This is a genomic window from Sphingomonas sp. AC449, assembly GCF_979253475.1.
Genome location: NZ_CEEDCZ010000002.1, coordinates 508,978 through 534,851 on the forward strand (window position 1 = coordinate 508,978; position 25,874 = coordinate 534,851).

20 protein-coding genes and 1 tRNA gene are annotated in these 25,874 nt (G+C 66.0%); 6 read left to right on the forward strand and 15 right to left on the reverse strand.

All coding sequences use genetic code 11. The features are described 5' to 3' along the window. Window positions 1-33 precede the first annotated feature (33 nt). From AC0CH3_RS05965 to AC0CH3_RS05980, 4 genes are all read left to right on the forward strand, one after another. Entirely contained in the window at window positions 34-4,254 is a 4,221-nt protein-coding gene (locus AC0CH3_RS05965) for a translocation/assembly module TamB domain-containing protein (protein ID WP_465237697.1), read from the forward strand. A 681-nt stretch (window positions 4,255-4,935) separates the two neighbouring features. Continuing rightward, complete coding sequence (locus AC0CH3_RS05970) at window positions 4,936-6,228, forward strand: EAL domain-containing protein (RefSeq protein ID WP_354302619.1); 1,293 nt, start codon at window positions 4,936-4,938, stop codon at window positions 6,226-6,228. 7 nt (window positions 6,229-6,235) lie between these two features. Beyond that, entirely contained in the window at window positions 6,236-8,695 is a 2,460-nt protein-coding gene (locus tag AC0CH3_RS05975; RefSeq protein WP_354302621.1) for an ATP-binding protein, read from the forward strand. Window positions 8,696-8,757: 62 nt separating this feature from the next. Beyond that, window positions 8,758-9,165, forward strand: coding sequence for a response regulator (locus AC0CH3_RS05980; RefSeq protein WP_056022353.1), 408 nt, complete (start codon window positions 8,758-8,760; stop codon window positions 9,163-9,165). Window positions 9,166-9,186: 21 nt separating this feature from the next. Here the strand turns inward: AC0CH3_RS05980 and AC0CH3_RS05985 are convergent, their stop codons facing one another. From AC0CH3_RS05985 to AC0CH3_RS06030, 10 genes are all read right to left on the reverse strand, one after another. After that, the gene (locus tag AC0CH3_RS05985) at window positions 9,187-10,341 is read right to left on the reverse strand and encodes an N-acetyltransferase (protein ID WP_354302623.1); all 1,155 of its coding nucleotides are present in this window, start codon (window positions 10,339-10,341) and stop codon (window positions 9,187-9,189) included. A gap of 68 nt (window positions 10,342-10,409) precedes the next feature. Continuing rightward, the gene (gene lptG / locus AC0CH3_RS05990) at window positions 10,410-11,507 is read right to left on the reverse strand and encodes an LPS export ABC transporter permease LptG (protein ID WP_354302625.1); all 1,098 of its coding nucleotides are present in this window, start codon (window positions 11,505-11,507) and stop codon (window positions 10,410-10,412) included. Continuing rightward, window positions 11,504-12,703 (reverse strand): LPS export ABC transporter permease LptF, encoded by a 1,200-nt coding sequence (lptF, locus tag AC0CH3_RS05995; RefSeq protein WP_200916251.1) that lies wholly within the window; start codon window positions 12,701-12,703, stop codon window positions 11,504-11,506. The genes lptG and lptF overlap by 4 nt, the downstream gene beginning before the upstream one ends. 101 nt (window positions 12,704-12,804) lie before the next feature. After that, window positions 12,805-14,724 carry an ATP-binding protein gene (locus AC0CH3_RS06000; protein ID WP_354302859.1) on the reverse strand — a complete coding sequence of 640 codons (1,920 nt, stop codon included), beginning with the start codon at window positions 14,722-14,724 and terminating at the stop codon, window positions 12,805-12,807. A gap of 167 nt (window positions 14,725-14,891) precedes the next feature. Beyond that, on the reverse strand, window positions 14,892-16,154 hold the full coding sequence (gene spt, locus AC0CH3_RS06005) for a serine palmitoyltransferase (RefSeq protein WP_465237698.1): 1,263 nt from the start codon (window positions 16,152-16,154) through the stop codon (window positions 14,892-14,894). 121 nt (window positions 16,155-16,275) lie between these two features. Continuing rightward, window positions 16,276-16,521: an acyl carrier protein gene (locus AC0CH3_RS06010; RefSeq protein ID WP_354302629.1), complete on the reverse strand. Its 246-nt coding sequence runs from the start codon at window positions 16,519-16,521 to the stop codon at window positions 16,276-16,278. Window positions 16,522-16,579: 58 nt separating this feature from the next. Beyond that, a complete protein-coding gene (locus AC0CH3_RS06015) occupies window positions 16,580-17,479 on the reverse strand; it encodes an NAD-dependent epimerase/dehydratase family protein (RefSeq protein WP_354302631.1) in 900 nt (299 codons plus the stop codon). A gap of 34 nt (window positions 17,480-17,513) precedes the next feature. Next, window positions 17,514-18,611, reverse strand: coding sequence for a glutamate 5-kinase (gene proB, locus AC0CH3_RS06020; protein WP_465237712.1), 1,098 nt, complete (start codon window positions 18,609-18,611; stop codon window positions 17,514-17,516). Between the two features lie 115 nt (window positions 18,612-18,726). Then, complete coding sequence (gene obgE / locus AC0CH3_RS06025) at window positions 18,727-19,773, reverse strand: GTPase ObgE (RefSeq protein ID WP_056021679.1); 1,047 nt, start codon at window positions 19,771-19,773, stop codon at window positions 18,727-18,729. A 55-nt stretch (window positions 19,774-19,828) separates the two neighbouring features. After that, window positions 19,829-20,428 (reverse strand): TetR/AcrR family transcriptional regulator, encoded by a 600-nt coding sequence (locus tag AC0CH3_RS06030; RefSeq protein WP_354302633.1) that lies wholly within the window; start codon window positions 20,426-20,428, stop codon window positions 19,829-19,831. A gap of 63 nt (window positions 20,429-20,491) precedes the next feature. On the opposite strand from AC0CH3_RS06030, the gene AC0CH3_RS06035 reads away from it, so the two are divergent. Next, entirely contained in the window at window positions 20,492-21,361 is an 870-nt protein-coding gene (locus AC0CH3_RS06035; RefSeq protein WP_354302635.1) for a metal-dependent hydrolase, read from the forward strand. A gap of 249 nt (window positions 21,362-21,610) precedes the next feature. Here AC0CH3_RS06035 and AC0CH3_RS06040 read toward each other — a convergent pair whose 3' ends face one another. From AC0CH3_RS06040 to hspQ, 4 genes are all read right to left on the reverse strand, one after another. After that, a complete protein-coding gene (locus tag AC0CH3_RS06040; protein ID WP_354302636.1) occupies window positions 21,611-22,153 on the reverse strand; it encodes a GNAT family N-acetyltransferase in 543 nt (180 codons plus the stop codon). 176 nt (window positions 22,154-22,329) lie between these two features. Further along, window positions 22,330-22,620 carry a 50S ribosomal protein L27 gene (gene rpmA, locus AC0CH3_RS06045; RefSeq protein WP_031393730.1) on the reverse strand — a complete coding sequence of 97 codons (291 nt, stop codon included), beginning with the start codon at window positions 22,618-22,620 and terminating at the stop codon, window positions 22,330-22,332. Between the two features lie 13 nt (window positions 22,621-22,633). Continuing rightward, window positions 22,634-22,978, reverse strand: a complete 345-nt coding sequence (gene rplU / locus AC0CH3_RS06050) for a 50S ribosomal protein L21 (RefSeq protein WP_031393729.1) — start codon at window positions 22,976-22,978, stop codon at window positions 22,634-22,636. Window positions 22,979-23,156: 178 nt separating this feature from the next. Next, the gene (hspQ, locus tag AC0CH3_RS06055; protein WP_082445977.1) at window positions 23,157-23,591 is read right to left on the reverse strand and encodes a heat shock protein HspQ; all 435 of its coding nucleotides are present in this window, start codon (window positions 23,589-23,591) and stop codon (window positions 23,157-23,159) included. Window positions 23,592-23,788: 197 nt separating this feature from the next. Here hspQ and AC0CH3_RS06060 point away from each other — a divergent pair. Then, window positions 23,789-23,878: transfer RNA gene (locus AC0CH3_RS06060), tRNA-Ser, on the forward strand. 109 nt (window positions 23,879-23,987) lie between these two features. Here the strand turns inward: AC0CH3_RS06060 and AC0CH3_RS06065 are convergent. After that, complete coding sequence (locus AC0CH3_RS06065; protein WP_354302639.1) at window positions 23,988-25,778, reverse strand: autotransporter outer membrane beta-barrel domain-containing protein; 1,791 nt, start codon at window positions 25,776-25,778, stop codon at window positions 23,988-23,990. Between the last annotated feature and the right edge of the window lie 96 nt (window positions 25,779-25,874).

Consider the following 25,874-nt stretch of genomic DNA (forward strand, 5'->3'; position numbering starts at 1 on the left):
ACCCCTCCCGCTCACGACCCGGTGGTCGACCCTATGACGAACGCGGACGGCGGGAGCACTGACAAGCGTCCCCTCTGGCAGCGTATCCTGAAATGGATCGTCCTCACGGTGATCGGGATCGTCGTCCTGCTGTTGCTGGTGCTCTTCGGGATCAACACCGATCCTGGCCGTCGCCTCGTCGCGGATCAGATCGGTGGCTACACGACCGCGTCGGGGCTCAACATCAAGGTCGGGCGGATCGATGGCTCGATCTATGGCGCGATGACGCTAAGCGATCTGCGCGTGTCCGATACGAAGGGCGTGTTCCTCACCAGCCCGCGGCTGGCGGTCGACTGGCGGCCGTTCGCGTTCGCGCGCAATCATGTCGACGTGCGCGCGTTGACGACCCCGCTGGTGACGCTGCAGCGTCGACCGATTTTGAAGGCAACGCCGAGCGATCCCAATGCGCCGCTGCTGCCCGACCTCGACATCGACGTGAACCGGTTGCGGATCGATCGATTCGTGATCGGCAAGCCGGTCACGGGGCAGACGCATATCGTCAGGATCGATGGCGCAGTGCACATCGCCGACAAGCGCGCGCAGCTGACCACCAACGCCGCTGCGCTGCGCGGGCCGGGCGTTGCCGGTGGCGATCGGCTCATGCTGCGGCTCGACGCGGTGCCCGAGCAGAACAAGTTCGACGTCAATCTCAAGCTCGCGGCGCCCGTTGGCGGCGTGGTCGCGACGATGGGCGGGCTGAAGGCGCCACTGACGGCAACCGTCGATGGGCGCGGCAGCTGGGCTGCGTGGCAGGGACGTGCGGTCGCCACGCTTGGCGGGGGGCAACTCGCCAATCTCGCGCTGACCGCGAAGAACGGACATATCGAGGTGCGCGGCGCGACTCGGCCGGGCCTCTATCTCGAAGGGCCGGTCGAACGCCTGACCGCGCCGCAGCTCGACGTTGCGATCGACACGACGCTAAACGATCGCAAGGCGGATACGCGGATCACGCTGAAGTCGGATGCGCTAACGGTGGACGCCGGCGGCCTGATCGATCTCGCGAACAGCCGGTTCGGTAATTTTGCAGTCGACGCGAAGCTGCTGACGCCCGGCGCGATTCTCCCCAACCTGCGCGGCCGCGACGTGACGGCGCGTGTCGTGCTTGACGGTGCGTTCGCGACACCGACGGTCGACTACAAGGTGCGTGCCGCAACGATCGCATTCGGCGACATGGGCGTCGAGAATCTCTACGCCGAGGGTCTGGCACGCATCAACAGCGACCGGATCCTGGTACCGGTCAAGGCTCGCGCGCGTCGCGTGACGGGGCTCAACGCGGCGGTCGGCGGACTTGCGACCAACGTCGCGATCGATGGCGATTTCGCGATCTCGGGCGTCAACGTCCTGTCCGACAACCTCAAGATCCGGTCGGACAAGATCGACGCGACCGCCGTGGTCGTCGCGAACATGGCGACGGGTCGCTACACCGGTGCGCTGAAGGGCCGGATCAACAACTACCGCGTCGATGGTATCGGGATCGTCAACCTGTCGACCGACGCCAAGCTGGTGCCCGGGGCCAAAGGTGGTTTCGGGATCACCGGCCGCGTCGTCGCGCAGACGTCGCAGATCTTCAACGAGGGCGCACGCATGTTCCTCGGCGGCAATGCGATCATCCGTTCGGATATCGGCTACAGCCCTGAGGGGATCGTCACGTTCCGTAATCTGCGGATGAATGCACCCCAGTTCCGCATCACGCGTGGCGAGGGGCGGTTTGATCCGGCCAGCGGCTTGGTGCTGGTCAATGCCGACGCGTATTCGACGGTGTATGGCCCATTGTTCGCGCGCGTGACGGGGAGTGCGACCGCACCCGTCGTCGTCCTGCGCGCACCGCGCCCGGGCGTCGGCGTCGGTCTCGTCAATCTCCAGGCGCGGATCGTCGGACGCAACGGCGCCTATGCGGTCGTCGCGAGCGGGGGGACCAATTACGGTCCGTTCACCGCCGACGTGCTCGTAACGCCCGCGGCGCAGCTGGCGGTCGACGTCAGGCGAGTCGTATTCGCAGGGATCGTCGCGAGCGGCCGGGTCGTGCAGACGGCACCGGGGCCGTTCGCGGGCGCGCTGCAGTTCGCAGGGCAGGGGCTCCAGGGGAACGTCCGGCTGGGCAACCAGGGCGGTTACCAGCGCGCGGATGTCGCCGCGCGTGCCTATGGCGCCAAGATTCCCGGCATGGTCGACTTCACCATCGGGCGTGCGATCGTGAACGCGCACGCGGTGATGTACCCCAAGGCGCCGGAAGTGATCGCCGACGTCCAGGTCGCCGACATGCGCTACGGTGAGGTCGTGCTGTCGGCCGCGCGCGCGAAGGTGAACTATGTCGGTGGTCGGGGCACGGCGCAGGCGCTGGCGACGGGGTCGAGCGGCGTCCCGTTCCGCGTCGCGATGAACGCTCAGCTCAGCCCCGATTCGTATCTCGTCGCGCTCAAGGGCCAAGCGAACGGCATCGATTTCCGCACGGCCAATCCGGCCCGGATCAGCGCGACGGCAGGGACGTACCGGCTCGCGCCGACGCGGATCGATTTCGGGCAGGGACCGAATGCGGGCGCGGCGCGCCTCGCAGGAAGCTATGGCAGCGGGCTCAATGCTCAGCTGCGGCTCGACAAGCTCGATCTCTCGATCCTGAGCGCACTCATGCCGAGCCTCGGTATTGGCGGCAACGCCACGGGAAGCCTCGACTTCGCGCAATCGGGCAGCGCGGCGGTTCCGACGGCGGATGCCCGCATCACGGTCCGCAACTTCACGCGGACCGGGATCGCCGCGATTTCGGATCCCGTCGACATCGTGTTCGCCGGGACGCTCGGCGCACAAGGCGGCACGGGGCGCGCACTCGTCCGTCGCGGGCCGACCGTCGTTGGCCGGATGGTCGCCAATCTCCAGCCGCTCGGGGCGGGAGCCTCGTGGTCGGAGCGTCTGATGGCTGCACCGCTGTCGGGGGGGATCCGCTACAATGGTCCGTCCGCGGTGCTGTTCAGCCTGGCGGCGTTGCCCAACCAGCAGCTGTCGGGGCCGATCGCGATCGCTGCCGATTTCTCCGGCCGGTTGCAGGCGCCGCGACTGAACGGGCTGATCCGTGCGGACTCGCTGACGTATGACAATGAGCAATATGGCACGCGGCTGTCGCAGATGCGGATCAACGCGCGGTTCAACAATGATCGCCTCGAACTGACGCAGCTGGCGGCACGTGCTGGTGACGGTACCGTCCAGGCACAGGGTAGCGTCGGGCTTGCGGCAGACAGCGGGTTCCCGATCGATCTGCGCGCGACGCTCAATAATGCACAGCTGGCCAAGAGCGATGCCTTGAGTGCGACGACGACGGGTACGGTGCGCTTCACCAACGGCCGCGACGGTGCGCTGTTGCAGGGCGATTTGCAGGTTCCCGAAGCGCGATACGAGATCATCCGCCAGGGTCAGGCCGAAGTCCCCGAGCTTACGGGCGTACGTCGCAAGAGCGAGATCCGCCCGGGTCGACCGACGGACCGCCCGGCGCGTGTGACTCCGGCCGGGCTCATCAAGCTCGATCTGCGCGTGCGTGCGCCCAACCAGCTCTTCGTGTCCGGCATGGGCCTCGAGTCGGAGTGGGAGATGGACATGCGAATCAGCGGGACGTCGGTCGCACCGGTCGTGACCGGTGGCCTCGACATCGTCCGCGGCACCTATTCGTTCGCGGGCAAGCGGTTCGAGGTGAACCGCGGCACGATCCGGTTCCGTGGCGGTGCGTTGACCGATCCGGACATCAATATCCAGGCGACGACGACGACCAACAACATCACGGTCGTGATCAACGTCACGGGTACGGGCGAGCGGCCGCAGATCGCGTTCACATCGACTCCCGCGTTGCCGCAGGACGAGGTGCTGAGCCGGCTCCTGTTCGGGACGAACCCGGAAAATCTGTCGGCGACCGAGGCGATCCAGCTTGCGGCCGCGCTCAATTCGCTGCGCGGGTCGGGCGGAGGCGGGCTCAACCCGCTCGGCAAGCTGCGGTCCGCGACGGGGTTCGATCGCCTGCGCGTGCTGGGTGCCGACGAGGCGAGCGGGCGCGGGACCAGCCTTGCCGCTGGCAAGTACCTGACCGACAACATCTATGTAGAGATCGTGACCGACGCGAAGGGCTTCACTTCGACGCAGCTCGAGATCGCGTTGACCAAGGCGCTGAGCCTGTTGTCGTCGACCGGGTCGCAGGGTGGTCAGAACGCGAGCGTGAAATACTCGAAGGACTACTGAGCGCATTCGCACCGCGGCGTGCGACAGACCAAACGATAAAAGCCGGCATCCGATCAGACGGGTGCCGGCTTTTTCATGTCATCGCGAAATGATGTTGCCTTGGAGGGCGGCCGGATGCGCGCGCCGGTCGATGCCGCTTGAATCGAACTAGCGAAAATTACGCGCCTCTGCGTTCGGCCCCGGCAATGCCACGGTGAGTGAGGGCCGTGCTTACGCGGGCAGGATCGCTCCAGCGTAAGACCAAAATCCCTTACGGATCGCAGGCTTTTACAAAACGCCTCAAACCCAAAATGGCGTTAAATAAACTTGAAATGCATTGTCACAAAAGTGACCCGGCGATCTCAGACTGCGCGTCACTCCGCGTAATCATGCGATCGCCGGACCGTTAACGATTTACCAGGGACGGATCTGGTTGCCGTAGATGAGCGAAAGAATGAACTTCAGCATTTTTTGTTCTCCCTTGTTCGCGCCTGTTGATGCGCAATACTGAGTTAACGCGCCATTAAGTAAAAAACAACGTGGTATACGACGCATTAACCATCTTCACGTCCCGTTGCGGGAAGGCTTAACGCATTCTTCAGGCGTCGCCCTTAGCGTCGGCACCATGAGCGAGCCCTTTTATCGCCCTTCCGCCCCGTGTCGGGTTGCGCGCCTCGCGGCCTGCCACGCAGCGGTGTGCGCATGACCGGAGGCACGTCATCGGCAAATGAGGTCGCGCGGCTGCCGGTCGCGTTTCACGGCTGGCAGTTCGCGATCCTTGCCGAGGTCGGCAATTTTGCGCATCTCCGGCGCCACGTCGGCCGTCGCAGGGCCGATACGCTCGTTGCAGACATCGCGCTGCGAATCGCGACCCTGCTGCCGCAGTCGCGAACCGAGGTGGCTGCGCGGGATCTCATCGACATCAGCCTGCAGGGCGACGCGCAGTCCGAGCTCGATCTCGTGCTGAACCAGATCGAGCAGGCGTTCGCCACGCCGTTCGATATCGACGGTGAGTGCTATCTCATCCAGCTGACGCTCGGTGGAGCCTCGGTCCACGCGCCGCAGCATGACGAGGTGCGGCTGATCGAGGAGGCGGAGCTCGCGCTTGCGGATGCGCGAATCGAACACGGTCCGATCGCGCGCGATGCGTCGATCGCCAATGCATCGTTGGACCGCCAGCTCCTCGCGCGCGAACTGCATGAGGCGATCGGGGGCGATCAGCTGTTCCTGCAGTATCAGCCCAAGGTCCATCTGCGGCGGCAGGAGGTGTCGAGCGTCGAGGCGCTGGTGCGGTGGCGCCACCCGACGCGCGGTCTCGTCCTGCCCAGCGACTTCATCCCGATCGCCGAAGACAGCCGTGATATCGTCACGTTGACGCTGTGGACGATCGAACAGGTGATTCGCGACCAGCGGATCCTGGTCGCGCGCGGCCATGATCTTCCGATCTTCATCAATATCGCCGGCGTGCTGCTCTCGGATGCGCGATTCGTGCGCCAGGCCTGTGTGTTGATCGAGAAGAGCGGGGCGCAGCTCGGTTTCGAGATTACCGAAACGTCGGTGATTCGCGATCCGGACAGCGCGATTCGCAATCTTCAGGTCTTTGCGGACATCGGGATCGTCATCGCGATCGACGATTATGGCGCCGGGCTTTCGTCGCTCGCCTATCTGAAGCAGCTCCCGGCGAGCGAACTCAAGATCGACAAGCTGTTTGTGACGCAGTTGACGAGCTCGAACCGCGATCCGCTGATCGTCCGTTCGACGATCGATCTTGCGCACGCGCTCGAGATGGAGGTCGTCGCCGAGGGCGTCGAGACCGCATCGGCCATGGCACTGTTGTCCGTCATGGGGTGCGACATGGTGCAGGGGTTCCTCATCAGCCGCCCGATCGGCATCGACGCGTTGCTGCCATTTCTCGACGAAGAGCGTCATCTGAGCGTGGCGCAGGAAATCCGCTCACCGTTCGGCCGCGTTTCCGCTGTCAGGCAAAGTGGCTAGGAGCGCGGTGTCCACGCTGCGTCGGTTGGTGGTCCTGTGCGCGATCACCCTTGCAGCGATTGCGACGCCCGCCATCGCCGCTGGCGGCGGAGGGGCGCAGGAGCGGTTCGACGTGGCGATCGGCGACGTCAAATCGACGATGCAGATCGATCCTCGTGCAGCGACTGCCAGCGCCGCCAGAGCAGAGACCCTTGCGCGCCCGATCGCGGACCTGCGTCAGCGCAATATCGCCATCGCGACGGCGCAGTGGCTGCGGGGGGAAGCCTATCTTCGCATCGACCAGCCCGACCGCGGTGCACCGTTCATCGCCCGGGCGCTGGAGACGGTGGGACGGTACGACCGCGGATCGAACCTGCACGGCGACATCCTGTTGTCGAGCGGCGGTGCGCATGGTGCACGCGGTGAGGCTGCTGCGGCTCTCGCTGACTATCAAGCCGCGCACGATATCTTTCGCCGCCAGTCCGATACGCGGAAACAAGCCAAGGCATTGATGTTGATCGGTAGCCTGTATGCCGACGGGAATGATGCGGAAACCGCACTGCGGTATCTCGGTCAAGCACTCGACATCTATAGCGGGGATCCCGGCGTATTGGTGTCCATCTACAACAATCGCGGATCGTATCTGCAGGATCTCGGACGCTATCCCGAGGCGGAAGTGCAATTTCATCATGCGCTCGAGATTGCCGAGAGCATGAACAGTCCGATGTTGCGCTCCGTCGTCCTGGGGAACATCGCGCAAACCCGCATCAAGGCAGGGAATCCTCGTCAGGCCCAGGTGGCGATCGACGAGGCCATGCTGATTGCCACGCGCGAGGGCGCAGAGCAGGGGCTTGGCCTGATCCTTCCCTACGCCGCGCAGCTCGCCTTTTTGCGCCATGACACGGCACGGGCGCTGACGTTGATCGAGAAACGGTTTGAGGGGATCGATCCCAACAAGACGACGCTCTCGTTCCGCGAGGCGCATGCCGTCGCCTACGACATCTACAAGGCGATCGGGCGGCCCGACGAGGCGCTCGTGCATCTCGCGGCGCTGAAGCGGCTCGACGATCAGGCGACGAAGCTCGCGACGAACACGAGCACCGCGCTGATGGCCGCGCGGTTCAACTTTGCGAACCAGGAACTGAAGATCTCGAAGCTCCATGCCGACGAGCTCCAGCGCAGCGTGGCGTATGAGCAGGCGCGCGCACGGACGCAGCGCCTGCTGTTTCTGGCGGGAGCGGCGGCGGTTCTGGCGGTGATCGGGATGCTCGCGGTGGGCCTCGTCACGATCCGTCGAAGCCGCGACAAGGTGCGGGCCGCGAACGACGATCTGGCGGTGACGAACGGCGCATTGGCCAAGGCGCTGGCGGCGAAGACCGAATTCCTCGCGACGACCAGCCATGAGATTCGTACGCCGCTGAACGGCATCCTCGGGATGACCGAGGTGATGCTCGCCGACGCCGCGCTTGATACCAGGCTGCGCGACCGGCTGGGCGTGGTCCACGGCGCGGGCGTCACGATGCGCGCGCTGGTCGACGATATCCTCGACATCGCGAAGATGGAGACGGGGAACCTGACGATCGAGCATGGCCCCCTCGACCTGTGTTCGACGGTGAGCGATGCCGCGCGGATGTGGGAGGTCCAGGCCGAGCGGAAGGGGCTGGCGTTCACCATCGACATGGCGGGGTGCCCGGCGACGATCATCGGCGATGCGGCGCGGATCCGGCAGATCGTCTTCAACCTGTTGTCCAATGCGCTGAAGTTCACGCATGCGGGCGCCGTTACGGTGGCCTTGCGGTCAAGCGAGACGCGGTTGCTGCTCGATATCACTGATTCGGGGATCGGCATCCCGGCCGACAAGCTCGCCGATATCTTCGAATCGTTTCGTCAGGCCGATGCGGGAACGACCCGCCAATATGGCGGCACGGGGCTTGGCCTCGCGATCTCGCGCAATCTCGCCCGGGCGATGGGGGGGGAGATCGTCGTCGCGAGCGTGGTCGGGCAGGGCACCATTTTCACGCTCGACCTGCCGCTGATCGTCGCCGACAGCGTCGTGCGGTCGGAGACTGGAAGCGGTTCGGTGGCCAGAGCGTCGTTCCTGATCGTCGATCGCAACCCAATCATGCGCAGCATGTTCAAGACGCTGGTCGCACCTCATGTCGACTCCGTGCTCGCCGTCGCATCGGTCGACGAGGCGGTTGAGACGCTGAAAGCGACGCGCGTCGCAAACATCCTCATCGATGACGTGACCGTGCATGCTGCCGGGGACGTCACTGCGGCGATCGCGCGGATCCATGCCGCGGCGGGCGATGCGGCCACCACGCTGCTCTGGCCCGCGTCACGTTTGCCCGAACTCGACGCGTTGATCGTCAAGCCGACGCGTGTCGTCGGGAAGCCCGTTTCGGGTACCGAACTGCTTGCGGCCCTTTTTGACAGCGCCGGAATGCAAAACAACTTAATTGCGGATCTTGTCTCCGAGGCAGCTTGAAGCGTACAGCCTTTTGTAACGGAATGCCTGCCTGCCTTGCCGGTCCCGTCGCGGAGGAAGTCTTGAACATATTGTTCATTGAGGACGATCGAATGAATCGCCGGGTCGTTGGCGATATGCTCGGCGTTGCCGGTGCGACCATGACCGAAGCGGAGAGTGCGGAGCGCGGCCTCGAAATCCTCGATGCCCAGGATTTCCAGATGGTTCTGGTCGATCTCCGGATGCCGGGGATGGACGGGATCACGGCGATCACGATCATTCGCGCGCGCGGCGACGAGAAGGCCAAGGTGCCCATCATCGTCATTACCGCGGATGTCGCGCCCGACCTGCGCGAGCGGTGCATCGCCGCGGGCGCCGACGACGTCATCTTCAAACCGGTCGCGATGGATGCGCTGTTCGAGGCGATGGGCCGCATCCTCGCGCGCGACGCGCGCGGCGATGGTCCGGGAAGCAGCAGCCTCATCCTCTAGCGTGCCGGGCGTCAGGCGCGATCAGAGCGCCTTTTCATAGACCTGATATTTCTTGTTCATCCGGCTCTCGATCGTCTCGGCGATCGAACGCATCCCCTGATTGTCGTCGAGGATCCAGCCGATCTCCGCGCGCGTCGCACCATAGTTGGCGAGCGATGCGCGACGGATATATTCGATCATCATGAAGGCGAGCTGGCTCGCCATACGCGATGACTGGAGCTCCTTGACCACGCCCATCAGCGGCACACGGACCGTCCGCACCCGGGGCTTGCGCAGCCAAAGCAGCAGCTTGGCCCAGCCGAACGGGAGAAGATTGCCGTTCAGCGGCTTGATCGCCTCGTTCATGTCGGGGAGCGTGATCATGAACGCGACCGGCCTGCCATCGACTTCGGCGATGCGGATCAGGTCGTTGAACACGATCGGCTTCAGCTTGACGCCGACGTCCTTGATCTCGGGCGGGGTAAGCGGAACGAAGCCCCAATTGTCCGACCATGCGTCGTTGAGGATCCCGAGGATGATCGCTGCTTCGGTGTCGAATTTCGACTTGTCGACGTTGCGGATCACGATCCGGCCATTCTTCTCGCCCGACTTGATGATCCGCTGGACGATCGGCGGAAACTCGCGCGTGATATCGACCTCATAGGTCATCAGCTGCTTGACGGGCAGGTTGCCCGCGCGCTCGATCCAGCCGCGATATTGCGGCTTGGCGTGGCCCATCATGATCGTCGGCGCATGGTCATACCCCTCGATCAGAAGACCGGGCTCCTCCCAGACGGACATGCTGATCGGACCCAGCACGCGCGTCATGCCCTGATCGCGCAGCCATGCCTCGGCCGCAGCGAAGAGCGCCTGAAAGACGTCCTCGCGCTCCGCCTCCATGAGCCCCCATTGGCCGACGCCCGGGCCGAACCCCTGTTCGGGGGGCATCGTCAGGGCCAGCGTGTCGATATGCGCGGAGATGCGACCGACGACGCGCCCGTCCTGCTCGGCGAGAAACAGCTTCGCCTTGGCGTGGCTGAACCAGCCATTCTTCTCGGGCGTGATGAGGCCGAGTGCCTCGGACTTCAGCGGCGGCACCCAGTGGGGATCGTCTGCATAGAGGCGGAAGGGCAGGTCGATGAACGTCTTGCGATCGCGCGTCGTCTCGACCTTGCGGATCGTTATCGTACCAGCCATTCGATCGCCCCTCGAAGCCCATTCACCAGGGCAAGCGGATAACCGCCGCCCGAGCGATCGTATAGCCGCTATTCCTCGGTACGGAACAGGACCGCTTCGCCGATCAGGAAGAAGAGCAGGAACGGCGCCCATGCCGCGAGAAACGGCGGATAGGCCCCCAGATTGCCCATCGCGAGCGCGAAATTGTCGGCGACGAAATAGGCAAAGCCGAGCCCCATGCCGATCACCGCGCGGATGAACAGCTTGCCCGATCGCGCGATCCCGAAGGCTGCGACGGCGCCAAGCAACGGCATCAGCACCGACGAGAGCGGCCCCGACAATTTATGCCAGAGCGATCCCTCGAGCGCCTTGGTCGGCCTTCCGGCATCGGCCAGATCGGCAATCGCAGCCTTCAACGCGCCGAACGAGAGGCTGTCGGCATCGACGGTCGCCAGCGTGAACTGATCGGGCCTGACGTCGCGCCCGACCACGACCGTCCCGATCTGCGAGAGATTGCCGCTGGCGACGTCGAACCGCGTCGCCGGGCCAATCTCCCAGCCATTGGCGACGCGCTTGCCATGCGGTGCGCGAACGATCGAAACGAGGTTGCCGCTTGCGCGATCGTACAGCGTGATGCCGCCGAGACGCGTTGCCGCGGCGCGGCCGCGGATCTGCTCGACCTGGATGAGATCGTCGCCGTCGCGCACCCAGACATTGGCCCGGTCGCCGCGGTCGATCGGCATCTTGCCGTAATTGACCTTCTGCCACTGCGTCAGCGTCGCGGTTGCCCGCGAGACGACACGGTCGTTGAACGAAAAGCTGACGATGGCGACGAGAAGGCTCGCGATCAGCAGCGGCGCGAGCACCTGATGCGCGGACAGCCCCGACGCCTTCAGCGCGATGATCTCGCTGTTCTGGTTCATCGTGATCAGCGTCAGGATCGTACCCAGCAGCACGGAGAATGGCAGCGCGAAGGCGATGATCTGTGGCGCGCGCAGGCTGACATAGTGCCACACCTGCGCGTCACCATTGCCGGCAAAGGCGAGGATGTTGCCCGATTCACTGAGCAGGTCGAGCGCCTGCAGCACGAGGACGAGCGCCGCGAGGATGCTGAACGTCCGCGTCATGAACAGCCGGCCCATATAGACGGCGACCGTGCGCGACGGGAACATCATCACCCGGCTCATGCCGCGCCCTCCTTGTCGCGGCGGCGGCCGGGCAGGCGGCTCGTGACCATCTTGACCGTACGGCTGATCCCGCGCTCGAGTGCACCGATCGGCTCGCCGCCGGGCACATAGGCGATGGTGTAGTACATCCAGAGGATCAGCCCGGCAAAGACGGTAAAGGGCACCCAGAGCGCGATCAGCGGGTCGATCCGCCCGAGCTCGCCGACATCCGCTGCGTATTGATTGACCTTGTGATAGGTCACGATCATCACGATCGACAGGAAGACGCCAAGCCCGGATGTCGAGCGTTTCGCGGGCACGCCGAGTGCGACCGCGAGCATCGGCAGCAGGAACATCATCGCCACCTCGGCAAGCCTGAAGTGGAATTCGGAACGGCTTGCATCGCGCAACTCGGGGGTCGCGGCCTCGTGGCCCGCGCGCGCGAGTTCGGGAAGCGTGAATTCCAGATTGCGACCGCCGCGGACGCGAAAGCTCTCGAACTTCGGCAGGTTGATCGGCAGATCGTGGCTGCTGAACGTGAGGACGCGCGGCGTCCGGAATTCGGGGCGCTCATGGATCAACGTGCCATTTGCAAGCCGGAAGATGATGACGTTGGGGTCGTCGGTCGCGAGGAACCGGCCCTTTGCCGCGGTGACGCCGATCCAGTCGTTCTTCGGCGTCTGCGCGTGGACGAAGATCCCCGACAGCTCGCGCCCCTTGTCGCGGCTCTGCTCGATGCGCAGCGTCATCCGGTCGCCGAGATGCGTGAACTCACCGACCTTGATCGACGCGCCGAGCGCGCCGGTGCGCAGCTCGAAGCGGAGCCCCTCGTAATAATAGCGGGCGATCGGCTGGAGATAGCCGACGATCAGGAGGTTGGCGATCGCGAGAACGATCGCGAACATGTACGGCACGCGAAGCAGCCGCGTGTAGCTCATCCCGACACTGCGCAGGACGTCGAGCTCCGACGTGGTCGCGAGCTTGCGGAACGCGAGCAGGATGCCCAGCAGCAGGCCGATTGGAATGCCGAGCCCGAGATATTCGGGGAGCAGATTGGCGAGCATGCGCCAGACGACGCTGATCGGACCGCCCTCGGTGGCCACGAAGTCGAACAGCCGGCGCATGCGGTCGAGCACCAGCAGCATCGCCGCGATCACCAGCGTCGAAAAGAGCGGGACCGCGATCAGCCGGGCCATGTAGCGGTCGATGGATTTCATGAGGCGGGGGCTCTGCGAGACGCGCGGACGGAGGAGTAATCGCGGGTCTATACCAGCTTTCGTGCCGGGATATAGAGGTGGTATGGCGCGGAGGTCGCGGCCTATTCCGCGGCGATCTGTCGCGGCGGCGATGGCCGGCCCGGCGCCATCGCGGCGATCACCGCCCGTTCGAGCCCGGCGAGCGTGAACGGCTTGCGAAGGACCTGGTGATCACCGAACTCGCTGGTCGCCGACTCGCCGGCAAACCCCGTCACGAAGAGGACCGCGACATCGGGGAAGATCGGGCGCAGCGCCGCGATCATTTCCGGGCCGGTCTGGCGCGGCATCAGCACGTCGGAAATGATCAGGTCGACCGCGCCGTTGCGCGCAAGCAGAGCTGCGGCATTGACCGGATCGTCGCACGGGATCGGGTTGTGGCCGAGTTCCTCGAGCGCGTTGATCGTCGATGCGAGGACGCGCGGGTCGTCCTCGACGACCAGGATACGCAACCCCGCACTGGCGACCGCAGGCTCGGCCGCCTGCTGCGATGCTTGAACGTCGGTGTCGCTTCCGTCCGTTTCGCCAGACGGTTCGGGATCGGCCTCGACGACGGGGTCGGCAAGGTCGCGCGGCAGATAGAGCGTGACTGTCGTTCCCTCGCCCACCGCACTGACGATTTCGATCTCGCCGTCGAGCTGGCGAACGAGTCCGAATATCTGGCTCAGCCCGAGACCCGTTCCCTTGCCCGTTTCCTTGGTGGTGAAGAAGGGTTCGAATACCCGTTCGGCGATGTCGGGGCTCATCCCGCTGCCGTCGTCGGCGACGGCGATCGTCGCATAGTCGCCGGCAGGACAATGGCCGACCGCATTGGCGGCCAAGCACACGGCGCCCGTCGTCACGGTCATCGTCCCGCGCCCGTTCATCGCATCCCGCGCGTTGACGGCAAGGTTGAGAACCGCATTTTCGAGCTGGACGCGGTCGGCGCGAACCCGCCAGCCGTCGGACCGGTCGACCACGGTGAGCGTGATCGCATCGCCCAGCGTGCGGTCGAGCAGGTCGGACATGCCTTCGACCAGCCCGGCGACGCCGAGCGTCTCCGGCTTGAGAGAATCCTCGCGGCTGAACGCGAGCAGCCGCCGGGTCAGCGCCGCTGCCCGGTTGGCACCGTCGGTCGCGCTTTCGATGTGACGGCGGGCGGTCAGGGGATCGCGGATGATCGACCGCTGCGCGAGTTCGAGGCCGCCAAGAACAACCGCGAGCATGTTGTTGAAGTCATGCGCGATTCCGCCAGTCAGCTGGCCCACCGCATCCATCTTCTGGATCTGGCGGAGCTTGGACTCTTGGACGCGCAATTCGGTCGTTGCCTGCTCGACCGCCGCCGAGAGCTCCTCCGCCCTGCCGCGCTCCATGTCGGCATCGGCCTGCGCATCGACCCGGTCGCTGACCGCGCGGATCGTGAACCAGCCCAGCCCGATCGCACCGAGCACGATCAACATGCCGAATACGGCGAGCACGCCGGCAATCGAACTGGATCGTTCGACGGACCCCATCGCGCCTGAGGTCCGACTGTCGAGCAGCGCCCGCTCCCTTGCGATCAGCTGGTCGAGGGTGCGGTTGATCGCGATGAGCGTGGGGGCATTGCGGCCCTGATAATAGCGGGCGAGCGCCTGGCTGTTCTTGCCGTAGTTGGTGCTCAGCGCGGTCAGCGACAGCTCGCGGCCGCGATCCTCGTACGCGGTACGCAATTCGGCGACGCGCGCCGACTGCTCCCGATTGTCGAAGGTGAGCCGCTCGAGGCGGTTGATCTGGGTCCCGGCGAGCACCCATTCCTCGAAATAGAGCCGGCCCAGTTGCTTGTCGCCGCTGATGACGTAGCGGCCGAGCGAGGCTTCGGATCGTGCGATCGTGCTCGACAGCGTCCGCGCGAGGATCATCACGTCATAGCTGTGCGCCTGGAGGCGGAGCGCGCGGTCGCGCTCGCGATTGGCGCTGCTCAGCGTCGATATGAGCGCGACCAGTACCGCCGCGCCGAGCAGTGCCATCACGATGAGCGTGATGGTCCGCCAGGTCCCGCCGCCCCCAACGGCGATAGCGTCGGCCTCGTCCTGCGTCACGGACGAACGATAGCCTGCGTTATACCGACGAGGCAATGTCAGCCCGGAAGTGGCGGACGCGGTAGCGTTTCGTCGGCGGGTCGCGCGGATGAAGGTCAGCCGATCACGCCAACCGCGCGTCCGGCCTCCCGGAACATGGCGAGGATCGTCTGCACCTGCTCGTCGGTGTGCTCGGCACAGAGCGAGCAGCGCAGCAGGAAGGTGCCCGCAGGCGTCGCCGGCGGACGTGCCATGTTCACGTACAGCCCGCCCTCGAGCAGCGACTGCCAGATCGCGATCGCCTGTTCCTGGTCGGTCAGGATGATTGCGATGATCGCCGAATCGGACGTCTCGGTGCCGAGCTTGAAGCCCATCGCCTTGAGACCCGCGTGCATCGCCCGCGCGTTCTTCCAGAGCTGCGCGCGCTTGTCATGCGCGGTCATCAGCTTGCGGATCGAGGTCGCGGCGGTGGCGACGACTGAGGGCGGCAGCGAGGCGGTGAAGATGTAGGGGCGGCAGGCGAAGCGGACCATCTCGAACTTGGGATGGTTCGACACAACGAACCCGCCGACCGTGCCGACCGACTTCGAGAAGGTGCCGACGACGAAATCGACCTGGTCGGTGAGCCCCATCTCCTCGTACACGCCGCGGCCATTGGGGCCGAAAAAGCCCATCGAATGCGCCTCGTCGACCAAAACCATGCAGCCATGCTTCTTGGCGACCGCGACCATCTCCTTCAGCGGCGCGATGTCGCCGAGCATCGAATAGACGCCTTCGAGCACCACCAGCTTGCCGGCTTCCTTGGGCAGGCGGCCGAGCCGTTTGTCGAGATCGGTCACGTCGTTGTGGCGGAAGCGGACGATTTCGGCATTGCCCTGCTTGCAGCCGTCGTAGATCGAGGCGTGGCTGTCGGCGTCGAGGATGACGTATTCGCCCTTGCCCGCGAGCGTCGAGATGATCCCGAGATTGGCCATGTAGCCCGTCGAGAACACGATCGCGCCGCTCATGTCGTAGAAGTCGCGCAGCGCCTGTTCGACGTCGATATGATCGTGGAACGTGCCGTTGAGCATGCGGCTGCCGTTGGTGCCCGAGCCGAACGTGTCGAGCGCGTCCTTGCCGGCCTGGATGACGTCGGGGTCGAACGTCATGCCCATGTAATTATAGGTGCCGAGCAGGATCGTGTCCTTGCCGCGGATCACCGCCTGCGTGGGCGACTTCACCTCGTCCATCACGATCGTGAACGGGTTGCGCACGCCGGACCGCACGAGCGCCTCGCGTTCGGCGATGAGGCCGTCGAACTTCGACATCAGGTCGCGTTCGGGGGCGACCTCGGCGACGTCGACGGGGAGGGCGTGGGCGGTGGTGGCGGCTTCGGTCATGTTCGGTTCCAGATCAGGGCGGTATCGCCCCCCTGCCGTTCGCCCTGAGCGAAGTCGAAGGGCCTTGGTACCATGTGCTTCGACTTCGCTCAGCACGAACGGGTGGGGGGTATGGGCTTGCTCAGGCGGCCTTCAGTTTCTCGACCGCATCGACCAGCTGGCCGACGGTCTCGATCTCGGCCTGCATGTTCATCGTGATGATGATGTCGAATTCGTCCTCGATCGCGGCGACGAAATCCATGACGGTCAGGCTGTCCCACTCGAGGTCGCCCTGGAACGTCGTCGCGTCGGTCAGCGCGACGCCCTTCTTGTTGAACGGCTCGATCTGCGCGGTGACGGTGTCGTAGATCTGCTGGCGGTCGCTCATGATAATCCCTTCGGTGTCGCCGTCATCCCTGGCAGGGAATTGCGGCGGCTTTTCGGCGCTATAGCAGCCCCGCGGCGCGATACCATGCGGCGGTTTGCGCGAGTGCCTGCGGGGTCGGGACGGCGGGGGTCCACAAAGCGGGCGGAGGCGGCTGGTGCGACACCCAGTCGCGGTGGCAGAAATAGCGGACGCGGTCGCGCGTCAGCCGCGCCTTCCTGCCGCGCATCAGACGATCCGCAGCGGAGGCCAGCAGCATCAGCATGCGCGGCGTCGGCAGCACGCGGACCGGCTTGCCGACCGCGGTGCCGATCGCGCGCGCGAAATCGCGATTGTCCCAGCCGGTCGCGACGCCGTCGTCGGGCTCCATGATCGACGGCGCGGCGGGGATCTCGGCGAGCGCGAGCAACAGCGTCGTCAGGTCCTCGACATAGAGCAGCGAGATGCGAGTCCCCGCTGGCGGCACGGGCACGAAGCCCGACCGCGCCGCCTTGAACACGTCGAGCAGATCATGGTCGCGCGGCCCGAAGATCGCGGGCGGACGGACGATCGTCCAGTCGAGCCCCGATGCGGTGACACGCGTCTCCGCCTCCGCCTTCGACCAACCATAGTTCGAGAGCCCCGGCTCGCGTGCGGCAAGCGACGAGACATGGATGAAGCGACGGATGCCGGCGAGCCGCGTTGCCTTCAGGATCGCCTCGGTGCCCGCGATGTTGCCCTCGGCGAATGCGGCGCGATCGGGCACGTTGACGACGCCCGCGACGTGGATGACGATGTCAGCACCGTCCACCAGCGTGGCGAGGCTCTTGGGTCGATCGAGCGCGCCTTCGATCCAGGTCACGCCGATGCGCTTGGCCTGTGGCTTGCGGGCGAGCGCGCGGATCGTGTGCCCGGTCTCGAGCGCATGGTCGATCAGGTGGCTGCCGACGAACCCCGTGCCGCCGGTGATGGCCAGAATCATGCGCGCGCTCCCGGGGTGGTCATGGCGCGGCCGATCACAGCAGCGCGAGATGGTTGCGGTGGACCAGCGCGGACCGCGGCGCATAGCCGAGGATCGCAGCATGATCGTCGCTACGCCGGCCGAGCAGGCGTGCGGTATCGGCGGCGTCGTATTCCGCCAGCCCACGCGCGATCGTGCCTTCGGGGCCCTCGATCGTCACGAGGTCGCCGCGCGTGAACCCGCCGTCGATCCGCGTCGCCCCCGCCGCGAGCAGGCTGCGGCCCTGGCCGAGCGCTATGGCCGCGCCTGCGTCGACGTGGATCGCACCCTTCGCGGTCAGCCCGCCCGCGAGCCATGCCTTCCGCGCAGACGCCGTGCGTTCGGCGGTGAAGAGCGTGTGGCGGGCAGGGGTGGAGAGCGGATGCGCGATCCGCCCCGATGCGATCGCCAGCGGGATGCCTGCGCCAGTCGCGATCCGCGCGGCGGCGATCTTCGACGCCATGCCGCCCGATCCCATGCCGGAGCCCGACCCGTCGTCCGCCATGTCCGCGACCGCATCGATCCGATCCACGCTGGCGATATGCGTCGCGGACGGATCGGTGTGCGGGTTGGCGGTGTAGAGCCCGTCGACGTCGGAGAGCAGGATCACGCCCTGCGCGCCCGCCGCCTGCGCGACGCGCGCGGCAAGGCGGTCGTTGTCGCCGAACCGGATCTCCGCGGTCGCGACGCTGTCATTCTCGTTGATGACGGGGACGACTCGCAGCGACAACAGCCGGTTGAGCGTCGCGGCGGCGTTGAGATAGCGGCGGCGGTCCTCGAGATCGTCGAGCGTGACGAGCATCTGCGCGGCGTTGAGCCCCTGCGCGGCGAGCAATTCGGCCCAGACCTGGCTGAGCGCTATCTGACCGGTGGCGGCGGCGGCCTGCGCATCTTCGAGACTTGCGCGCCCACCCTTGGGCAGCCCGAGTCGGCGCGCACCAAGCGCGATCGCGCCGGAGGAGACGATCGCGACCTGCTGCCCCTCGCTGGCGCGCGCGGCGATGTCGGTGACGAGACCTGTGAGCCAGCCTCGCCGAACGCTGCCATCAGGATCGACGAGGAGTGCCGAGCCGATCTTCACGACCAGCCGCGCGCAGGACGACGGTGGAAACATCACTGCTCCCTCTCCCCGCCGGGGAGAGGGCCGGGGTGAGGGGCGGCCACGGGCGGTATCGCCTGGAACATCCCTTCACCCAACCCTCTCCCCGCAGGGGAGAGGGCTTTAAGGGTCAGAGCGGCGACCATGCGACCGGGACTTCGCCCTCTTCGAGTTCCTTTGGCGCGCCGGGTGCCGGGCCGATCGCACCGATCAGCTTGTCGAGAAGGGCTTCGATCCCCGCGCCGCTCGCGCCCGAGATTGCCATGACCTCCGCGCCGCTGGCTTCCGCCAGTTCCGCCGAAAGCGCCGCGATCAGTTCGGCGTCGAGCATGTCGACCTTGTTGAGCGCGACGATGACGTTCTTGTCGGTCAGACCCTCGCCGTAATTCTCGAGCTCGTCGCGAACGATGCGGTACGATTCGGCGACGTCGGCGTCGTTCGCATCGACCAGATGCAGCAACACGCGGCACCGCTCGATATGCCCGAGGAACCGGTCGCCGATGCCGGCACCTTCGGCCGCGCCCTGGATCAGCCCCGGAATATCCGCGACGACGAATTCGCGCTGCTTGTGACGGACCACGCCCAGCTGCGGCCGCGTGGTCGTGAAGGCATATTCGCCGACCTTGGCCTGCGCGTTCGTCACCTGGTTGATGAAGGTCGACTTGCCCGCGTTGGGTAGCCCGACCAGACCCGCATCCGCGAGCAGCTTCAGCCGCAGCCAGACCCATGCCTCGCCAAACGGCCAGCCGGTGCCGTGCTGGCGCGGGGTGCGGTTGGTCGAGGTCTTGTAGCTGGCGTTACCGCGCCCGCCGTCACCGCCGCGGAACAGCACTTCGCGCTGGCCGACTTGCGTGAAGTCGATCAGCACCTCTTCCTTATCCTCCGACAGCACCTGCGTGCCGAGCGGCACGCGGATCACGAGATCCTCGCCGCCCGCGCCGGTGCGGTTCGAGCCCGACCCGCCCGAGCCGCGGGGTGCGCGGAAATGCTGCGTGTAGCGGAAGTCGATCAGCGTGTTCAGGCCGGCGATGCATTCGAACACGATGTCGCCGCCCTTGCCGCCATTGCCGCCATCGGGGCCGCCATATTCGATATATTTCTCGCGGCGGAAGCTGACGGCACCGGGGCCGCCCTCACCCGAACGTACGTAGATCTTGGCTTGGTCTAGAAAATGCATCGCCGCCCCATAGCGAAATTGGCGAAAATCTCCACCCTCTCCGAGTCGGGGATGTTCAGGCCGGTGGGGAGGCGGCGGCGTCCTTGCTCGCGAGCAGCGCGTCGAGCGCGAGTTCGCGCGCCTTGCTCGCGGGCAGGCCGAGCGCACGCGCCATCGGCGCCCCCATCAGCGCGTCGCCAAGCGCCATCAGCACCAGCGTCAAGGTCTGCTCCTGGATCGGGCGCGTGCCGGGCAGCTCGCCGCCGGCGAGTTCGTCGACCAGATCGTGGATCGCGGTCAGGATCGGGTCGAGCGCGACCGTATTGCCCGACAGGATCATCCAGCTCGCCAGTGCACCCGCGCCGCCCTTGCCGAACGCGTCGAACGTCATCTCGACCACGTCGCGCGGATCGCCGTCGCCGCTGCGAACCTGGAGTACCGCGGCGCGGATCGTCCCGACGATGTCGGCGGCCATCCGCGTGATCAACGCAGTGTGCAGCCCGTCCGCGGACCCGAAATGGTGGAGCAGATTGGCGTGGGTGCGGCCGACGCGCGCGGCGACCGCCTTCAGCGTGACCCCGCCAGGACCGCTTTCGATCAGCAAGGCGCGGGCGGCCTCGACCGCCGCCTCACGCGATTCGGTGGGAGAGAGGCGTTTGCGGAGCGTTGACGGCACGGAACGGAGAACCTATTTACATCGTTGTAAGTAACGTGTTTCCATTCCTGTTTGGAGGTTTCCGTGGCGAAAGCAACCACGCCCGCCGATCTGACCATCACGCCGCGCGACCGACGCTTCGGACGCGGTGCGGCGATTCGTCGCTGGTGGCTCAATGACGATCCGATCGCGACCGCGTTCTACAACGCGCTGTCGGTTACGTTTCCCAAGGGTGAAGGCTATTTCGTCGACAGCGTCCGGCAATTTCGCGAGGGGACACCGCCCCGGCTGACGGGCGAGATCAACGCCTTCATCAAGCAGGAAGTCATTCACACGCGCGAGCATGTCGCGTTCAACCGGCATGTCACCGACCAGGGCTATGATGTCGCGCCGCTGATGGCCGATGTCGATGCCGCGCTGGCGCTGACCAAGGGGCGCCCGCCGATCGCCAGCCTCGCGGCGACCACCGCGCTCGAGCATTTCACCGCGATGCTGGCGCACGAGCTGATCGCGAATCCGAAGCATCTGCACGGTGGCGACCAACAGGCGGCCGCGCTGTGGCTGTGGCATGCCGCCGAGGAGATCGAGCACAAGGGTGTCGCCTACGATACCTGGCTGCATGCGACCCGCGACTGGCCGCGCTTCACGCGCTGGCGGGTGAAGTCGCTGGTGATGCTCATCACCACGTGGCGGTTCTTCACCGGCCGCGCGCGCGGGATGGCCGAACTGCTGCGGCAGGACGGTCTGACGGGGCCACGCGTCTGGGCGCGGATGGCGTGGTATGCGTTCGGCAATCCGGGGATGGCGCGCAAGATAGCGGGCGTCTGGGCCGCCTATTTCCTGCCGGGGTTCCATCCGTGGAAGCATGACGATCGCGCGCTGATCGGACTGGCGGAGAGCGAGTATGAGGCAGCGGTGCTGCCGGTGGCGAAGCGGGTGACGGCGGTGGCGTGAGCGGGGCCGGGTCCTGACGAAGGTCAGGATCCAGAGTAGCAACGGGACCGCCCTTAACCCTGGATCCTGACTTTCGTCAGGATGACGGTCTAGGTCACAGACTGTCGTCCAGCGCACCACCCCGGCGGAGGCCGCGGCCCAATCAGGGGGCCGTGCTGGCGAAGGTCATCGCTTCGTTACTGCGAGCGCTCCACCCGGGCCCCCGCCTTCGCCGGGGTGGTGGTAAGAGCCAAGCAAACAAAGGCTAAATCACGCCGCCAGCGGCATGGGTGCACATCGGTCTTCGAGGTCGAGTTCGAGCAGCACCGCGGGTGCCTCGCCTCCGCGACCAAGCGACGCGCGCGGTTCGATTCGCCCGGTCGGCCGGAAGCCGAGCTTTGTCAGCACGCGGCCCGAGGCTGGATTGTCGACGAAGTGGAAGGCGCCCAGCCTGCGCAGGCCCAATGCGTGGCGGGCCATCGCGATCACCGCTTCACCCGCCTCGGTTGCCAGGCCGCGACCCCAGGCGTCGGGGGTCAGCCAGTAGCCGAGCTGATGCGTCTCGCCGTCCGGGTCGATCGCGATGCCGCCGATCAGCCGCGGTGCGCCCGCTTCCATCGTCTCGATCAGGAAGCGCGGATCGTGCCCGGCACGCGGCTGGGCGAGAAACGCGTCCGCATCGCTGACGCCGTAGGGCCACGGCGCGCGCGCGAGCTTTGCGATCACGGATTCATGGCCGATCGCCTGCGCCAATGCGGGCGCGTCCTCCGGCCAGCCGGGGCGTAACGTCAATCTTCTGGTGCGCGCGAACATGCCTTGCTCTCCTCGACGCATCGCACCTGTCCTCCTGCCACATCCGAATGACGGGGCAGCGACGGGCGCGGGGAGGGAGCAATAAAAAAGGGAGCCGGGGTGACCCGTCTCCCTTGTTCAGGTTCGCTTTCGCGACCCGGGTCCCCCTGGTGGGCAACCCGGACGGTTACCCGATGTTATTCGGCTGCGACTGCCATATCGGCGGCATCGTTCGCTGCCAGCTCGACCGAGCAGAACTTGCGACCGAGTTTGCCCTGGCTGAACACGACGCGACCATCGACGAGTGCGAACAGCGTGTGGTCCGTGCCGATGCCGACATTGGTGCCCGGGTAGAACTTCGTCCCGCGCTGACGCACGAGAATGTTGCCGGCGACGCACGCCTGGCCACCGAACTTCTTGACGCCGAGGCGACGACCGGCTGAGTCGCGACCGTTGCGCGAAGAGCCGCCTGCTTTCTTATGTGCCATCTGAAGCTACTCCTTATGCCTGAGCGGCCGGGGCATCAGCCTCGGTCTGCTTGGCGGTCTGGCCACCCACGGACACGATCTTCAGGATCGTGTGCTGCTGGCGATGGCCGTTCTTGCGACGATAGTTGTGACGACGACGCTTCTTGAAGACGATGACCTTGTCCGCCTTCGCCTGCGCGATGATCTCTGCGGCGACGGTGAAACCCTCGACCGAGCGCAGCTCCGAGCCTTCGCCCGCCAGCAGCACATCGCCCAGCGTCACCGACGCACCTGCATCGCCCTCGATCTTCTCGACGACGATCTTATCTCCGGCGGCGACGCGATACTGCTTGCCGCCCGTGCGCACGACTGCGAACATGGCCCTTGTCACTTTCCAAATACATGTGCCCCACGAACGCAGGGTCCGCCGGGAGAAGCCGGGGAGCTAAGCGAGGGGCGCCGTCCTGTCAACCATCAAGGGGTCGCAACCGGCAAATCTCGCGTGAAAACGCTCCCCGATCGATCCATGCGCCGATTCGCGGGTGCGGCCGGCGGCTTTAGTGGCGGTGAAGCTGGCGCAGCGTGTAGCGGCCGTTCGCAAATTCGCCGAACAGGCCGCTGATCGCAGGATGATCGACGGGCTCATCGGTCGAATCGGGAACGAGGTTCTGCTGGCTGACATAGGCCACGTAGGTGGACTCCATGTTTTCCGCGAGCAGGTGGTAGAAGGGCTGGTCCTTCTTCGGCCGCATCTGCTCGGGAATCGCCTCGTACCACTCGTCGGTGTTCGCGAAGACCGGATCGACGTCGAAGATGACGCCGCGGAAATCGAACATGCGGTGACGCACGACGTCGCCGATCGAAAAATTGGCGTGGACGATCGGCGGTGCGATCACGTCCGACGCTCCACCCTGCCGGGCGATGGCAACGCTGCCTTCGGGAACCGCGATATCGGGGGCAGCGGGATCGGTGGGGATATCATGGTGAGGCATGCTGCCAATCTAAGCGCTGTTTTGCGCCGCACAAGCGGTGTCGCCGGGCGCGGGCAGGGCGACGCTCCCGCGTCATTGGCTTTGGCGGCATGTGTGCAAAATCGCCAAAACCCCTATTGCGTTCGCCGCATGTCTGATTTAGAGGCCCGCCCTCGACTGATCGGAGGCGCTGCTCGCAGCACTTCGGATGACCTTGCGGAGAGGTGGCAGAGTGGTCGAACGTACCGCACTCGAAATGCGGCGTACCCGCGAGGGTACCGTGGGTTCGAATCCCACCCTCTCCGCCATTTAACACCAGTCCAGCAATGACTTACCCTTCGGGGTGCAGCGATTTCGTTCGCTTGTCCGCGCGCCGGGACACAGGCGGCTGCTGCATCCCGGCGCGCGTCGTCCATCTCAGAACGCGGCGGAGAGTCCGGCAAACGCGGTGACGCTGTCGCGATCGTCGCGCAGCGCATAGCCCGAGACGCCACCACGAAGCGAAAGCGCGCCCGCGATCTGGCCGTCGACACCCATCGCATAGCTCATATAGTTGCGATCGGCCCGCTCGACGCCGCTGGTGAAGCTGATCGGTGCCCCGGCGGGCGTCATCACGAGCATGCGCGGATCGTCGTCGAATTCGCGCTCATAACCAGCGCGCGCGAAGACGCGTACCGGCTGCCCCGGCGTCGAGCGGACGACCGCGCCGAAGCGACCGGTCAGGCTCTCGATCTCCTGCTTGCCAAAGCTCGCCGACGTCGAAAGCCCGCCGCTCTCCGCGTAGCCCGCGATGCGGACCCGGTCATATTGGACCGCAACGTCCGGTCCGAACGCGATCCCGCCGCGCGAGACGAGGTCGAAGGCGGCGGTGACTCGCCCGGCGACGTAGTTGCCGTCGGTCTCGCCATCGTGCGAGCGGATCGCCGGTCCAAGCTGCACCGTGCGGCGGATCCGGCGATAGTCGATCTCGCCGTACGAGCCGTCGGCGAGCAGGCGGACGGGGCCCAGTTCACCACGCGCATAGCCGCTGGCCGACCAGGCGCGGGGCTTGTAGCTGCCTGCGCCCGACTGGAAGTCGCCCTTGCCGTCCGAATATCCCCCGGCGATGCCGATTCCCGAGGCGTCGCCGATCGCGAGGTCGGCCCCCATCGTCCCGCTGAACCCGCGTTCGTTCAGCCCCACGCGCTGCGCCGAATTGCCGCTCGAATAATAATGATAGGCGGCACCGCCGAAGATCGACAACCCGCGTCCGACGCGCTGCGAACCGCCACGCTCGGGGCCTTCGAGCAGGTCGCGTTGCGCCCTGAACATCGCCTGCGCGGCATAGCCGAGCCCGGCGATCTGGTCGGGCGCCTTGACGAGGCTTGCAACCGCCTGCCCCTGGATCCGCTGCGTGATGCCTGCGGGGTGAACGCTGTCGGCGAGGATGTAGGTCTCGTTCGCGTTGGGCGATACGAGTGTCGACCGCGTGCAGGCGAGCGACGACGGAACGGTGCAGGCGACACCCGTGATATTGGTATAGCCATAGGTCGACGGGCTGGTGACGAGCTCGTTGAACAGGCGATCGGTGTCGAAATACAGCGCGTTGACGTTCGCGGCCGCAAGCGCGGCGGCATAGGTCCGGTTGAACAGCTGGATCCCCGCGGCACCGCCGGACTGGACCGCGAGCGTGACGATGCGCGTCGCGCCCGACGTCTGCAGGCGCGACACCTGCGCGGCGAGTTGCGTCGCGGCGGTCGTCAGCGTCGCGTTGTTCGTGCTGCCCGCCGCCTGAAACGCGAAATAGTCGTTACCACCGCCCTGGATATAGACGAGGTCACGCGGCCCGAAGCTGCCGCCCGCGGCGAGGAAGTTGCCGATCTGCGTGGTGATCGGAATCGACAGCGCGTTCGCCGCGGTCACTCGCGCACCGCCAACCGCATAGTTCGTCCCGCCCTTTCCATAGACGGGGTCGAGCGGGAGCCCGAGTCGCGCGGCAAGGACTTCGGGGGCGACCGGGTCGGGGTTGGTCGTGAAGCTGCCCGCATCGCGCGCAAGCCGCGGATCGAGCGTCAGATAGTAACCGCCATCGGCGAGGCTGTCGCCGAACACGATCATGCGGTCGACAGGGTCGCCCGCGCTCGCCGTGCCGGCGGTCTGTGCGTGAGCAGGGCTGGCGGCCGATAGAATCGAGCCGAGCAGCAGCGCGACTGCGTAAGTGCTTTTCATGATGCCTCTCCTGGCGGCGAGGGATCACTGTCCATCGCTCGGGCGACAGTGTTGGGTCCGGCGCGGTCCTTCGTCAAGCGGTCGCAATTTCACGAC